At 68.0% G+C, this 13,715-nt stretch carries 11 protein-coding genes; all 11 read right to left on the bottom strand.

Annotated elements, in window-relative coordinates:
- Nucleotides 1–4: 4 nt before the first annotated feature.
- Nucleotides 5–1,897, bottom strand: a complete 1,893-nt coding sequence (gene fadD32 / locus AWB94_RS01830) for a long-chain-fatty-acid--AMP ligase FadD32 (RefSeq protein ID WP_062660077.1) — start codon at nucleotides 1,895–1,897, stop codon at nucleotides 5–7.
- Between the two features lie 170 nt (nucleotides 1,898–2,067).
- Nucleotides 2,068–3,081 (bottom strand): carboxylesterase Culp6, encoded by a 1,014-nt coding sequence (gene culp6 / locus AWB94_RS01835; RefSeq protein ID WP_062660076.1) that lies wholly within the window; start codon nucleotides 3,079–3,081, stop codon nucleotides 2,068–2,070.
- Nucleotides 3,082–3,144: 63 nt separating this feature from the next.
- Entirely contained in the window at nucleotides 3,145–3,642 is a 498-nt protein-coding gene (locus AWB94_RS01840; protein WP_109762674.1) for a DUF732 domain-containing protein, read from the bottom strand.
- A gap of 49 nt (nucleotides 3,643–3,691) precedes the next feature.
- On the bottom strand, nucleotides 3,692–4,537 hold the full coding sequence (locus AWB94_RS01845) for an alpha/beta hydrolase-fold protein (RefSeq protein WP_062660234.1): 846 nt from the start codon (nucleotides 4,535–4,537) through the stop codon (nucleotides 3,692–3,694).
- 251 nt (nucleotides 4,538–4,788) lie between these two features.
- On the bottom strand, nucleotides 4,789–5,793 hold the full coding sequence (locus AWB94_RS01850) for an esterase family protein (RefSeq protein ID WP_024452570.1): 1,005 nt from the start codon (nucleotides 5,791–5,793) through the stop codon (nucleotides 4,789–4,791).
- A 121-nt stretch (nucleotides 5,794–5,914) separates the two neighbouring features.
- Nucleotides 5,915–6,895, bottom strand: a complete 981-nt coding sequence (locus AWB94_RS01855) for an esterase family protein (RefSeq protein ID WP_062660075.1) — start codon at nucleotides 6,893–6,895, stop codon at nucleotides 5,915–5,917.
- A 170-nt stretch (nucleotides 6,896–7,065) separates the two neighbouring features.
- On the bottom strand, nucleotides 7,066–9,057 hold the full coding sequence (gene aftB, locus AWB94_RS01860; RefSeq protein ID WP_409366001.1) for a terminal beta-(1->2)-arabinofuranosyltransferase: 1,992 nt from the start codon (nucleotides 9,055–9,057) through the stop codon (nucleotides 7,066–7,068).
- On the bottom strand, nucleotides 9,035–9,952 hold the full coding sequence (locus AWB94_RS01865; protein ID WP_062660074.1) for a decaprenyl-phosphate phosphoribosyltransferase: 918 nt from the start codon (nucleotides 9,950–9,952) through the stop codon (nucleotides 9,035–9,037). Before AWB94_RS01865 ends, aftB begins: the two co-directional genes overlap by 23 nt.
- Nucleotides 9,952–10,473 carry a phosphatase PAP2 family protein gene (locus tag AWB94_RS01870; RefSeq protein ID WP_062660073.1) on the bottom strand — a complete coding sequence of 174 codons (522 nt, stop codon included), beginning with the start codon at nucleotides 10,471–10,473 and terminating at the stop codon, nucleotides 9,952–9,954. Before AWB94_RS01870 ends, AWB94_RS01865 begins: the two co-directional genes overlap by 1 nt.
- Nucleotide 10,474: 1 nt before the next feature.
- A complete protein-coding gene (locus AWB94_RS01875) occupies nucleotides 10,475–12,412 on the bottom strand; it encodes a glycosyltransferase (RefSeq protein ID WP_062660072.1) in 1,938 nt (645 codons plus the stop codon).
- The gene (gene glf, locus AWB94_RS01880) at nucleotides 12,409–13,647 is read right to left on the bottom strand and encodes a UDP-galactopyranose mutase (protein ID WP_062660071.1); all 1,239 of its coding nucleotides are present in this window, start codon (nucleotides 13,645–13,647) and stop codon (nucleotides 12,409–12,411) included. Before glf ends, AWB94_RS01875 begins: the two co-directional genes overlap by 4 nt.
- Nucleotides 13,648–13,715 lie beyond the last annotated feature (68 nt).

Raw genomic sequence — 13,715 nt, forward strand, 5'->3', positions numbered from 1 at the left:
GGTGTCAGTCAGCTTCGTCGGGGAAGGCGTTGGCGATCTTGCCGCTGCGCAGGCTGCCGTCGAGGTAGGCGGCCCGGCAGGCGGGGCGACCGATCTTGCCGCTGGAGGTGCGCGGGATCGCGCCGGCGGCGGTGAGCAGCACGTCGCGCACGGTCACGCCGTGACGCACCGCGATGGCGGCCCGGATGTCGTCGGCGATCGGGCCGACCTCCAGCTTGTGCGAGCCGGGCGCCCGCTCACCGACGATCACCAACTGCTCGGAGGTGTCCTCGGGGTCGAATTTGAGTCCGGCGTGGGCGTTTTCGAACACCTCGGCCGGCAACTGGTTGGCCGGCACCGAGAACGCCGCGACGAAACCGGTGCGCAGCGCCTTGCTGGCCTCCTGCGCCGAGTACTCCAGATCCTGCGGGTAGTGGTTGCGGCCGTCGATGATGACGAGATCCTTGACCCGGCCGGTGATGTAGAGGTCGCCGTCGTAGAAGGCACCGTAGTCGCCGGTGCGCACCCAGGTGGCGTCGTCGGCCGCGCCCTCGGCGTGCGACGGGTTGGCCCGCGACTTGAGGGTGTTCTGGAACGTCTCGCGGGACTCCTCGGGCTTGCCCCAGTACCCGGTGCCCATGTTCTGGCCGCTGATCCAGATCTCGCCGATCTGGCCGTCGGGCAGTTCGGTGGCGCTTTCGGCGTCGACGATGACCGCCCATTCACCGATGCCGACCTTGCCGGCCGAGGCCTGGGCCACGGCCTTCTCCGAGTCGGCGGGCACCTCGACGATGCTGCCGGTGTTCAGTGCGTCCCGGTCGACGGTGATGATCTTGGGCTCTTCGGAGGACGGCGTGGTCGACACGAACAGCGTCGCCTCGGCCAGGCCGTAGGACGGCTTGATGGCCTTGGGCGGGAAGCCGAACGGGGCGAATGCCTCGTTGAACCGGCGCACGGTGGCCGCTGAGATCGGCTCGCTGCCGTTGAGCACGGCCTTGACGTTGGACAGGTCGACGGTGCCGGCGCCCTCCTTGGGGACGCCCCGCAATGCCGCGTGGTCGAAGGCGAAGTTGGGCGCCACCGAGATGGTGCCGCCGGTGTCGCCCTCCTTGCGGGCGAGCTCGCGGATCCAGCGCTCGGGTCGGCGCACGAAGGCCGCCGGCGTCATGAAGGTGAAGTAGTGGCCGATCATCGGGGCCAGCAGCGCGGTGATCAGACCCATGTCGTGGAAGAACGGCAGCCAGGACAGGCCGCGGTCGCCTTCCTCACCTTCCAGTGCCTCGACGACCTGCAGCACATTGGTGGCCAGGTTCAGGTGGGTGATCTGCACACCGGTGGGGATGCGGGTCGACCCGGAGGTGTACTGCAGATAGGCGATGGTGGTCTCGTCCGGCTCGTCGGGCTGGACCCAGGTGGCGGCGACGTCGTCGGGCACCGCGTCGACGGCGATGACGCGCGGCCGCTGGTTGGCCGGGCGGCTGCGGAAGAACTTCCGGACACCCTCGGCGGCGTCTGTGGTGGTCAGGATGGCCGACGGATGGCAGTTGTCGAGCACCGCGTGCAGACGGCCGACGTGCCCGGGCTCGGACGGGTCGAACAGCGGAACGGCGATGCGCCCGCCATAGAGCGCGCCGAAGAAGGCGACGAGGTAGTCCAGGTTCTGCGGGCACAGGATCGCGACCCGGTCACCGGGCTGGGTGACCTGCTGCAACCGGGCGGCGACGGCTTTGTTGCGGGCGCTGAACTGCGCCCAGGTCAGATCGCGGGCGACACCGTCGCGCTCGGTGGAGAAGTCGAGGAACCGGTAGGCCAGCTTGTCGCCGCGCACCTTGGCCCAGCGCTCGACGTGACCGACGATGCTGGCGCCGTCAGGGAACTTGATCTGACCGTCCTTGATGAACGGGTTATGGAACGGCATCAAACTCTCCTGTCACAGCACATCGCACGCGGTCGTCACGAGCCCCGGCGATCGTACCGGGGCGCCCGATTCCCCCCTTCGACGACCGCTCGCCGCTCTTAGTTTTCTCTTAATGTTAGGTGAACGAATGTCGCAGGCCAAATCTGGTTACCCGCGAGTCGCAACGAGATTCATCCGTGCTTGGGATGCGGTGCGTTCTCCACCAGGTTGTGGGCCCACTGCTGCGTCCACTGGGTGGCGGTCTGGCCGTCCAGGCTCCAGAACTGGGGCGTGTTGTACAGCGCGTGCACGGGCCCGGCGGTGCTGCCCAGCAGTGTCTCCAGCGTCTTGGGCAGGTTCCCGACCGAGAACGCCTGCTCCGGCGCGGCACAGATCAGGTCGCCGTTGCCGCAGATCTGGTAGACGCGGTCGTTGAGCGCGCCGAACCCGCCGTCGCGCGGGCCGGTCATCGCCAGGCCGAGCGCCGACAGCATCGGCACCTCGTGCAGGGTGATCTCGGCACCCTGGCCGGGCGGGTTGGCCGGCAGGCTCTGGCCCACCCCGTCCTGGCGGCGGCCGTCGGCGATCAACGTCACGCCCAGCACCAGGTCCTGGTCGACGGGGCCGCGGCCGTTGCCGATATCGGAGGCGATATCGCCGCCGATCACCGCGCCCTGCGAGAACCCGACGATCACGTAGCTGGTGAGCGGGCACTTGTTGTTCATGTCGGTGAGCGCCTGGATGGCCTTCTTGGTGCCCTCGGCGCGGGAGTCGTTGTAGGACATCTGCCCGTCGGCGGAGAACGGGTTATGGAACTGCGCGGTGTAGGGCACGGTGTACACCTGCACCCGGTCGGTGCCGAACTGCTGCAGCAGCGGGTTGGTCACGTTGAGCAGCAGCGCCATCGGGAACTGCGTCGGATTGTTCGGGTCCAGCTGGGGCGAGGACTCCCAGGTGCCGGGGATGGAGAGCACGAAGACGTCCGGGCAGCTGGCGTCCTGGGATTCCGGGCGCGGTTTGCTCGGCGACGGCCCCGTGCTGGGGACACCGGACGGCGGCGCGGTGGGCGGGGTGGCCAGCGGCGGGGTCTCGGGCTGACGCAGCCAGACCACCAGGGCGGCGACGATGACCGCCACCAGGACGGCGACGGCCGCGGCCGCGGCCACCGCCAGAATCCGGTGTCGTTTGCGGTTGTTGGTCGCCATGGTCGAAGCGCTCCTCGGTTCGGCTGAATGTCTTCGGGCGCTGCTGTCCTACCGCCGGGCGGATCAGCAGAGCTGTTCGGTCGCGATGCGAATGTAGTCGGAGGTGGCGGCGTTGACCTCACCCGCAGGCGGGGCCGCCGAACTGATGTGGGCCTCGCGGACATCGGCGCGGACCAGGGGCAGCACGAAATCCCAGACCGCCTGATCGTTCTGTTTGGCGGCACGCGCCTGGCACACGTAGGACCCGATGGTCAGCGCGACCATCTCGTCGGACGGGTGCACGCCGGCCGCCCCGAGCGCGTCCAGGTAGGACTGTTGCTGGGCCGACATGGGGATGTGTTCGCGGTATCCGCCCGCCGCGCTGGCCGCGGGCGGCGCGATGCTGCCCAACCCGTCGGAATGCCCGGCCGATTGCGAGGCCGGCAGACCGATCGTGGTGATCATGTCGTCGCTGAACGAGCAGCCGCACACCGCCGCCGCCGTGGAGGCGAGCATCAGCGGGGTCAACACGAGCGCGGGTCGCTTTGCCAGACCCGCAGACCACCGCCGGTTGCGCTGCACGGCTCCACGGTACCGGCTGTGCGCGCCGGCCTCCGGGGGCCAGATGTCGTTAGCGGATCGCGGCCGACAAATCGCCGGCCAGCGCGGCCAACTGCGGACCCCAGCTGCCCCAGTCGTGCTGCCCACCGGTCGGGAAGTCGAAGTGCCCGTTGCGGCCCCCGAGTGAGCGGTAATGCGAATAGAACGTGCGGTTACTGCCCTGGGCCTGATCGCAGTAGCCGATCATCGCGGCGGGGTCGCTGCACGTCAGGGTCTGCGGGCTGAACACCCACAGCCGGGTGTTGTTGTCCACCAACAGCTGTGCGTGCACGTCCGGGTCATGCCACTTCCACCGGCCCAGCTGCGCCGCGCCCCACATGGCCTGGGTGTTGACGCCACCGAACTGGGCCATGCCCGCCGTGATGGCGCCGTTGAGGAAGGTGTTGGACGGCGTCAGGAAGCCCGACATGGAGCCGGCGTAGCGGAACCGGTCCGGGTGGAACTCGGCCAGCGTGATGGCCGCGGTACCGCCCTGGGCGGCGCCGACGATGCCGTGCCCGTTGGGCGCCAGGCCCTTGTTGGCGGCCAGCCAGTTGGGCAGCTCATCGGTGAGGAAGGTCTCCCACTGCTTGCTGCCGTCCATCTCCCAGTTGGTGTAGAGGCTGAATGCCCCGCCGGCCGGAGCGGCCACCGAGATGCCCTTACCGGCCAGGGTGTTGAACGCGCCGGTGCCGACCCAGTTGCTCACATCGGGTCCGGCGTTGAAGGCGTCGAGCAGGTACACCGCGTGCGGGCCACCGGCCTGAAAGGCCACCGGGATGTCGCGGCCCATGGCCGCCGACGGCACCATGAGGTACTCGATGCCGTCGGCCCTGGCTGGAGTGTCCACCGCGCCCGACGCCGACCACAGGCCCATCGCCAGCAACACCGCGAAGGTCGCCTGCAGGGTCTTGCGGATGGCCGAAGGCAGCGCGTGGTTTCCGTCGCTTCGCTCGCCCAGCCTCATTGCCCACCTCATCTTGATCGAATATCCCCCACCACCGCGTTGTAGTGAATCACATCACTGCGGCGCGGTGCTTTCGAAACGGTCCGGAAACGACCGACGGCGGCGACCCCGAAGGATCGCCGCCGCCCGTCTTCTCGTTTGTTTGCCGGCAGGCCCGCGGATCAGGCGGTCGGCACGGCTCCCAGCACACGCTGCATGTCCGGCTTCATGGCCTGCAGCTGCTGGCCCCAGTACGGCCAGTCGTGCACACCGTTCTCCGGGAAGTTGAACACCGCGTTGGTGCCGCCGTTGGCGATGTAGGTGTCCCGGAAGGTCTTGTTGGTGCGGATGGTCAGGCCCTCGAGGAACTTCGCGTTGAACAGGTTGCCGCCGCTGACGCCGGCCGACAGGTCCGACGGGGTGCCGTTACCGCAGTAGACCCACAGCCGGGTGTTGTTGGCGATCAGCTGGTTGATGTTCACGAACGGGTCGTTGCGCTTCCAGGCATTGCCGGCGTCGCCGGTCTTGCCCCACATGTCGTCGGCCTTGTAGCCACCGGCGTCACCCATGGAGATGTTCACCAGGAAGGGCCACCAGCCCTCGGACAGGTTCAGGAAGCCCGACATCGAGCCGGCGTAGATGAACTGCTGGGGGTGGTAGATGGCCAGCGTCAGCGCGGCCGAACCGGCCATCGACAGACCGACGGCGGCACCACCGGTGGGCTTCACCTGACGGTTGGCCTGCAGCCACGCCGGCAGTTCCTGGGTCAGGAAGGTTTCCCACTTGTAAGTGGTGCAACCGGTCTTGCCGCAGGCGGGCTTGTACCAGTCGGAGTAGAAGCTGGACTGACCACCGACCGGCATCACCATCGAGATGCCCGAGCCGTTGTACCACTCGAAGGCGGCGGTGTTGATGTCCCAGCCGTTGAAGTCGTCCTGTGCACGCAGGCCGTCGAGCATGTAGACCGCCGGCGAGTTCGCGCCGCCGCTCTGGAACTGCACCCGGATGTCGCGGCCCATACCGGCCGACGGGACGTCCAGGTATTCGACCGGCAGGCCCGGCCGAGAGAAGGCACCAGCAGTCGCCGAGCCTCCGACAACGCCGACCAAACCGGGCAGTACCGCGGCAGCAGCTGCCGCGACCACCACTCGGCGCGTGGCGCCGCGAATTTTCCCAACGAAACTCATAACTGCTTACCTATCCCATCTGTCGTGTGCCGCACCCGGTCGGTGTGCGCCGGTCCGGGCCGCATCGCCCGTGTAGTCAACCACAAGTCTGTGTGACTTCTCTCTTCCGACGAATGCCCGCTCACCCGTTCAGGGTGGCGATCAGATCGGGTTTGAGGGCCTGCAATTGAGCGCCCCAGTACGCCCACGAATGGTTGCCCGCGGGCGGGAACTGGAAGGTCGCGTTGCGGCCGCCGGCCGCGGTGTAGCGGTCCTGGAACCGCTTGTTGCTGCCGATGGCGAGGCCCTCCAGGCTGTCGGCGTTGAACTGCTGCCCCGGGTCGGCGTTCTCGTCCAGCGGCGTGGAACCGCCGGGGGCACAGTAGATCCACAGCCGGGTGCCGTTGGCCACCAATTTGCCGACCTGCTCCACCGGGTCGTTGCGCTTCCAGGCCGGGTCCCACGGCGGGCCCCACATGTTGTCCACGTTGTAGCCGCCCGCGTCCAGCATGGCGACGCGGATGGCCTGCTTCATGAACACCGTCGACGGATTGAGGAACCCGGACAGCGATGCGGCGTAGCTGAATTGCTGCGGGTGGTAGGCGGCCAAGATCAGGCTCGCCCCGCCGGCCATCGACAGCCCGACGACACCGTTGCGGGACGTGGAGATCTGCTTGTTCGCTGCCAGCCACTGCGGCAGCTCACTGCTCAGGAACGTTTCCCACTTGTAGGTGTAGCCCTGGTTGTTGAACGTCGAGGGCGAGTACCAGTCGCTGTAGAAGCTGGACTGCCCGCCGACCGGCATGACGACGGAGATGCCGGAGCCGTAGAACCATTCGAACGCCGCGGTGTTGATATCCCAGCCGTTGTAGTCGTCCTGGGCGCGCATGCCGTCCAGGAGGTAGACGGCGTGTGGACCCCCTGCTTGGAACTCGACGCGGATATTGCGGTTCATCGACGCCGAGAACACATCGAGGTACTCGACCGGCAGCCCCTCGCGGGAGAACGCCTGGGCCGGCGGCGCGGCGGGCAACAGCACGGCTGCCGGGGCGATCATGGCCACCAGGGCCACGACAGCGGTCCGCAACCATGTGACGGTTCTCACAGCAGCGGTCCTACCCATGTGCGTCAATCCATTCCGTTTCACAGGCAATGCGATGCGTCGCATGTCGAGGCCGGAGTCCCAGTGCGGGGGCCGCTCGCCGTGAACTCGCCGTTGAGTTCGGGGCCACCACGCTTCCTGTATCGCCACAACATAGCCGCGGCGTTACGCCACCCGCAAAACCACGTGCGCTACGGACCGGTGGCCGGCATCCCGGTGTACGGCGGATTCTTCGCCGGCGGCGCCTGCAGACCGCACCGGTACAGCTCATAGAGCGGGACCCGGTCTATCCGGTAACTGCCGAACTGCAGCGCATGGGTGAGGTTGGAGATGAACAGCCGGGGCGTCAGCTTGCCTCGCACCGAGTTCAGGATCACTTCGGTCTCCGGACACTTCAGCGCCACCTCGGCCTGGGCGATCCAGTCCTCGTCCAGGTAGGCCGGGATGTACGGACGTTCCTTCAGGAAAGGTCCTTCGGCGACCGCCCAGTCCGGGAACAGGTTCTTGTCGTGACCGATGCGGGCGTCCTCCAGCCGGGCGGTGTGCGCCGCCAGGGTGTTCACCAGACCGATCTGGTCGATGACCCGGACGTCGAGGCCGACGTTCATCCCCAGCATGCCCATGTTGGTGAAAAAGACCGTGTGCGGCCCGGTTTCGCCGTTGCGGTAGGGCTTGTCCGGCGGCGGCGGGATGGCCGGGACCACGTCCCAGCGGTCATAGTCGCCGGACGGCAGCAGCAGCGCGCCGTCGGGGGTGTTGTTGATGGCGGTGAGCACCGCGCGCATCCGCGGGTAGTCCAGGTAGTCGGCCGCGGTCAGCGGGTGGGCGTGGCCGGTGGCCTGGGCGTAGAACCGGCGTTCGTCGACGATGCCGGAATAGGTGACCCGGGTGGCGTCGGCGCCCATTCCCGGCGAATTCGCCGCCCACAGTGACCATCCCGCGATCGCCAGCCACAACACACTGGTCGCCCCCGCCAGCAGATAGCCGGTCCGGCGGCTGACCTTGGTCTCGTCGGGCACCCTGACCGGGATCACCGCCACCGGCGCGAGCATGCAGAACAGCGCGGTGAGCAACACCCGCCCGTGCATGAAGTCACCGCCTTGGCGCACCCAGTACACGCCTTGCAGCAGGCCGCTTCCGACGATGAAAACGACCACCGCCGTGGGGTTTTGCACCAGCCTGGCCAGGGATCGACCGGCGGCCCCGGACCGGATGGGCCCGATGGTCCAGGGATGCGACCGGCCGCGCACCAGCACCACCGCCAGCAGGATCACCAGCAGCAACGGCAGCCACAGCAGATAGGGCCGGTTGAAGTTGGTCAGATACTCGAAACCCTGGGCCCACTTCGAACCCGAGGCGTCCTTGGCGATGGCCGTCTGGGGCACCGCCAGGCCGTAATACCCCATCCGAAAGATCTGATATCCCACCGGAAGTGCACCGCCGGCCGCGACGATCAGCGCTCGCCGCCGCCACCGCGGCTCGGCCACCACCATCATCACCAGCGCCAGCCCGCCGATGAGCGCCAGTTCCGGACGGACCAGCACGCTCAGGCCGGCCACGCAGGCCAGCGATCCCAGGAACACCGGGCCCTGCCGCCGCCCCTCGGGCAGCCTGGGCGCCTGCGACCAGCACACCATCAGCCACCACAACAGGCCGAGATAGGCGAGCACCAAACCGTTTTCCAGACCCGACGTGGCGAAGTCGCGGGCCGGTGGCACCGCGATATAGACGAGCGCGCCCGCCGGCAGCAGCACCGCGGCCCGGCCCTGCAGGCCGGGCGCGTACAACCGGCCGGTCCCGAGCATCAACAGCACCACGCCGGCCACCGAGAGCACCAGTGCCAGGGTCAGCGCGACGTACTCCAGCCGGACCGGACCGCTGATCCAGCTGACCACGTAGATCAGATACGTCCACAGGGTGGAGGTGTTGGACTCCACCCGTTCCCCGGCATTGAAGACGGGGCCGTTGCCGGCCAACAGGTTGCGCACGGTGCGCAACACGATCAGCCCGTCGTCGGCGATCCAGCGTCGCTGCCATGCCCCCCAGCCGAACAGGCCGGCCACCACCAGCACCGACAACCACAGGCTGATCCGCACCGACACGCTGTAGCGGAACGACGGCCAGCCGGACAGGCGGGTCGCCGCGGCGCGGCCGGCTCGGTCAGCCGAAGTAGACAGCGGCACCGACTGTTCCGATCAACGCCAGGGCGAGCAGCTGCAGCACGCGGTCATGCAGGGCGATGTCCTCGGGTTCGCCCGCGTCACCGCCGTCGATGTCGACGGCGTAGCGCAGGATCGCGATGGTGAACGGGATGATGGACACGGCCCACCAGGAGGCCGAGCCGCCGTCGCGCTCGAAGGCGAACAGCCCGTAGCAGAGCACCACTGCGGTGGCCGACAGCGTCCAGACGAAGCGCAGATACGAACTGGTGTAGCTCTCCAGCGATTTGCGGATCTTGGCGCCGGTGCGTTCGGCCAGCTGTAGTTCGGCGTAGCGCTTGCCGGCCGCCATGAACAGCGAACCGAAGGCCATCACCAGCAGGAACCACTGGGACAGCTGGATGTCGGTCGCCGCACCGCCGGCGATGGCCCGGATCAGGTAGGCCGAGGACACGATGCAGATGTCCAGCACCGCTTGATGTTTCAGCCCGAAACAGTAGGCCAGTTGGATGCCGATGTAGACGGCGATGACGACGGCCAGGCTGGGACTGACGACATAGGAGATGACCAGCGCGGCCACCCCCAGCACGACGGCCAGGCCGTAGGCCACCGACTCCGGGACCACCCCGGCCGCGATCGGGCGGAATCGTTTGGTCGGGTGCTGGCGGTCGGCCTCGACATCACGGGAGTCGTTGATCAGGTAGATGCACGAGGCGGCCATGGAGAACACCACGAAGGCCACCGCGACGCGGGAGGCCAGGAAACCGTAGTCGTAGTGCACGTCGGTACCCAGTGCCGCCAGCGGTGCGGCCAGCACCAGCACGTTCTTGACCCACTGACGGGGACGCAGCGCCTTGATCAGCCCGCTCGCCAGGTTCTTCGGCGGGCCCAGAGTCGATTCCGGCGCTCCGTCACTCATCAGTTGCCCGCCTTCTTGTCAGCGATGACCTGAACCGCTTTGGCGGTGGCAAGTCCCACCGCCGCTCCGGTGAGCACGTCCGTCGGGTAGTGCACGCCGAGTACCAAGCGCGACAACGCCATCGGGGGCACCAGCAGCCACGGCAACCGCGAGCCGGTGGCCCGGCCGATCAGCACGGCGGCCGCGGTGGTCGAGGTGGCATGCGCGGACGGGAAGCTCAGCCGGCTGGGTGTACCGACGTTGACGGCGATCGCCGGGTGGTGTGGGCGTTCGCGTTTGACGACGCGTTTGATCAGCACCGCCGCCGCGTGTGCGGCGAAGGCGCCGATACCGGCGGCCAGCCAGGCGCGCCGGTGCCGCGGCTGCAGCGCCGCGCCCAGGGCGGCGACGCCGACCCAGCCGGCGCTGTGCTCACCGAAATGCGAAAGAGCGCGCGCGGCCGGAAGCACTCCAGGCCGGCCGGCCAGCGTGGTCTGCACCACCACCAGCGCGGTCTCCTCGCGCGTCAGGTCACCGGCCATCTCAGGCCTTTTCCAGGGAGGTGCGCTCGGCGTGCGCGTTGAGCACCGCCTCCCACCGCTGCGGGCTGGTCAGCTCCGGCAGTGCGGCGCGGTACACCTTGCGCATCCGGTTGAACTTGCGGGCCAGCAGCGCTTGCCGCTTCAGCGATTCCCGCAGCAGCTCGAACATCTTGGCGCGGTCGCGCTGGCGGTACACCACGCCTCGGCCGTCGGCGGTGGTGACGGTGACCCCGTCCACCTTGCACAGCGAGAACCATCGGGCGTCCTGGGTGGCGACGTTGATCTGCGGGCGCACGTGGTGCGCCGGATCGTGCGGCTTGAGCTGGTGCACGACACCGCGGGTCAGGCGCAGTGAGATGGACAGCGGGCTGGTGGGGATCTTCACCTTCTTGCGCCACTTCTTGTCCGAGGGTGTCGGCAGCGCTGTCGCGCTGGGCAGCACCACCGCGTCGGGGTACTGCTGGCGCATGGCTCGCACCTCGGGCAGCGCCGATTCCAGGATGGAGAAGATGTGCTCCGGGCCGGCCAGGAAGTCGTCCATCGCCTTGTTCTGGATGGCGACTGTCGAATATTCAAGGCAGAGAAGGTGTTTCAATGTCGCCTTGAGGTGGCTGGCCAGCAGGCCCTTGACGTCGCCCTCCCAGTGCAGCGCCGCGACCACCAGCCGGTTGCGCAGGTGGAAGTAGGCCTGCCAGTCGATGGCGTCGTCCTTGTCGCTCCAGGCCATGTGCCAGATGGCCGCGCCCGGCAGTGTCACGGTGGGGTAGCCGTGCTCACCGGCGCGCAGCCCGTACTCGGAGTCGTCCCATTTGATGAAGAGCGGCAGCGGCTGGCCCAGTTCCTGCGCCACCTGCCGCGGGATCATGCACATCCACCAGCCGTTGTAGTCGACGTCGATGCGGCGGTGCAGGATTCGGCTGCGGTAGTGCTCCTCGTCGTTGAGCGGGTACTTGGCGAAGTTGTGGTCGTACTCGGTGTTGACCGCACCGGTCCACATGAAGTTTTCCGCGTCGACCATCTCACCCATCACGTGCAGGTGGGAGGGCTCCTGCAGGTTAAGCATCTGCCCACCGACCAGGGTGGGCACCTTGGCGAAACGGCTCAGGGCCAGCGCCCGCAGGATCGAATCCGGCTCGATGCGGATGTCGTCGTCCATGAACAGGATCTGCTGGCAGTCGGTGTTGCGCAGCGCCTCGAACATGACCCGGCTGTAGCCGCCGGACCCGCCGAGGTTGGGCTGGTTGTGGATGGTCAGCCGGTCGCCCAGCGGGGCCGCCGCCGCGGCGAATCCGGGATGGTCCTTGGCCTTCTTGGTGCCCTGGTCGGAGACGATCACCGCGCTGATCACCTTGTCCACCAGGGGGTCCGAGGTCAGTGCGGCCAGCGCGCCGACGCAGTCGGCGGGCCGGTTGAACGTCGGGATGCCCAGCGCGATATCGGCGACGCCGGGCGCCGGGATGGGCGCGTACCAGCCGGCGCTGCGCACCGTCACCGCGGTGTCGGTGGTGATGTCGAACCAGATCCAGCCGCCGTCCTCGAACGGCTCCAGCCCGATCTCGAACTCGGCGACCCCGGACTCGACGATTTCGGTGCCGCCCACCGTGATCCGCGCCCCGGTTGCCTTGGAGCGGTACACGTCGACCCGGGCGCTGCCGCTGAGCTCGACGCGTAGCACCACCGATTCCAGGATGGACCAGCGCCGCCAGTAGCTGGCCGGGAAGGCGTTGAAATAGGTGGCGAACGACACCTCGGATTCGGCGCCGATCTCCAGCGTGGTGCGGGTGGGCGCGTGCGCCCGCCGCGCGTTGGTGGCCGACTCCTCGATGTAGAGCTTGCGCACGTCCAGCGGTTCACCGGGCCGCGGCAGGATCACCCTGGACAGCAGGCTGACCGCCCGGGATTCGGCGCCGTCGAGCGCGCCGGAGGGGATGTCACTCATGCTTTGCTGCTTTCGTCTGGGGCCGGCAGCGGCGCGCCGTCGCGCAGATGCGGGGCCAGGATGTTGTCGTACATGTTGAGCGCGCTGGCGATCGCCATGTGCATGTCGAGGTACTGGTAGGTACCCAACCGTCCACCGAAAAGAACTCCGGCACTTGCCGTTTCGGCACGGGCCCGGTCCCGGTAGCCGGCCAGCAGGGCACGGTCGGCCTCGGTGTTGATCGGGTAGTACGGTTCGTCGTCGTTCTCGGCGAAGCGGGAGAACTCCCGCATGATCACGGTCTTGTCGGCCGGGTAGTCCCGTTCGGGATGGAAGTGCCGGAATTCGTGGATCCGGGTGAACGGGACGTCGACGTCGTTGTAGTTCATCACCGGGGTGCCCTGGAAGTCTCCGGTCGGCAGCACCTCGGTCTCGAAATCGAGCGTGCGCCAGCCCAGCCGGCCGTCGACGTAGTCGAAGTACCGGTCCAGCGGGCCGGTGTAGACGACGGGGGCGTCCGGGGATTCCGCCCGCAGTTCGTCGCGGACGTCGAACCAGTCGGTGTCCAGCCGGACCTCGATCCGGTCGTCGGCGGCCATGTTCTGCAGCCAGGCCGTGTACCCCTCGGCGGGCAGACCCTCATAGGTGTCGTTGAAGTAGCGGTTGTCGAAGGTGTAGCGCACCGGCAGCCGGTTGATGATCGCGGCGGGCAGCTCGGCGGGGTCGGTCTGCCACTGCTTGGCGGTGTAGCCCTTGACGAACGCCTCGTACAGCGGGCGGCCGATCAGCGAGATGGCCTTCTCTTCCAGATTCTGGGCGTCGGCGGTGTGGATCTCGGCGGCCTGCTCGGCGATCAGCGCCCGCGCCTCGTCCGGGGTGAAGTACCGGCCGAAGAACTGCGAGACCAGCCCCAGCCCCAGCGGGAACTGATAGGCCTGGCCCTTGTGCAGCGCGAAGACGCGGTGCTGGTAGCCGGTGAACTCGGTGAACTGGCGTACGTAGTCCCACACCCTCTTGTTGCTGGTGTGGAAGAGGTGGGCACCGTACTTGTGCACCTCGATCCCGGTTTCGGGTTCGGGCTCGGAGTAGGCGTTGCCGCCGATGTGCGACCGGCGTTCGACCACCAGGACCCGCTTGTCCAGCTGGGTGGCGGCGCGCTCGGCGATGGTCAGGCCAAAGAAACCCGAACCCACGACGAGGAGGTCGAAACGACCGGTGGCAGGGCGCGCGGCGACGCGGGCAGATTGATCGGTCATCGGCAGCAAGGGTATCCGACCGCGCCCCACGCACCCGAAACGTGGGACGGCGCCACGTACTGGGCAGG

The sequence above is a fragment of the Mycolicibacterium canariasense genome (assembly GCF_002101555.1).
GTDB lineage: Bacteria > Actinomycetota > Actinomycetes > Mycobacteriales > Mycobacteriaceae > Mycobacterium > Mycobacterium canariasense.

Bases quoted from the DNA above. Each gene is read 5' to 3' on its own strand.
- fadD32 (WP_062660077.1), bottom strand. From the start codon at position 1,897: ATGCCGTTCCATAACCCGTTCATCAAGGACGGTCAGATCAAGTTCCCT.
- culp6 (WP_062660076.1), bottom strand. From the start codon at position 3,081: ATGGCGACCAACAACCGCAAACGACACCGGATTCTGGCGGTGGCCGCG.
- AWB94_RS01845 (WP_062660234.1), bottom strand. From the start codon at position 4,537: ATGGGCCTGTGGTCGGCGTCGGGCGCGGTGGACACTCCAGCCAGGGCC.
- AWB94_RS01850 (WP_024452570.1), bottom strand. From the start codon at position 5,793: ATGAGTTTCGTTGGGAAAATTCGCGGCGCCACGCGCCGAGTGGTGGTC.
- AWB94_RS01855 (WP_062660075.1), bottom strand. From the start codon at position 6,895: ATGGGTAGGACCGCTGCTGTGAGAACCGTCACATGGTTGCGGACCGCT.
- AWB94_RS01865 (WP_062660074.1), bottom strand. From the start codon at position 9,952: ATGAGTGACGGAGCGCCGGAATCGACTCTGGGCCCGCCGAAGAACCTG.
- AWB94_RS01870 (WP_062660073.1), bottom strand. From the start codon at position 10,473: ATGGCCGGTGACCTGACGCGCGAGGAGACCGCGCTGGTGGTGGTGCAG.
- AWB94_RS01875 (WP_062660072.1), bottom strand. From the start codon at position 12,412: ATGAGTGACATCCCCTCCGGCGCGCTCGACGGCGCCGAATCCCGGGCG.
- glf (WP_062660071.1), bottom strand. From the start codon at position 13,647: ATGACCGATCAATCTGCCCGCGTCGCCGCGCGCCCTGCCACCGGTCGT.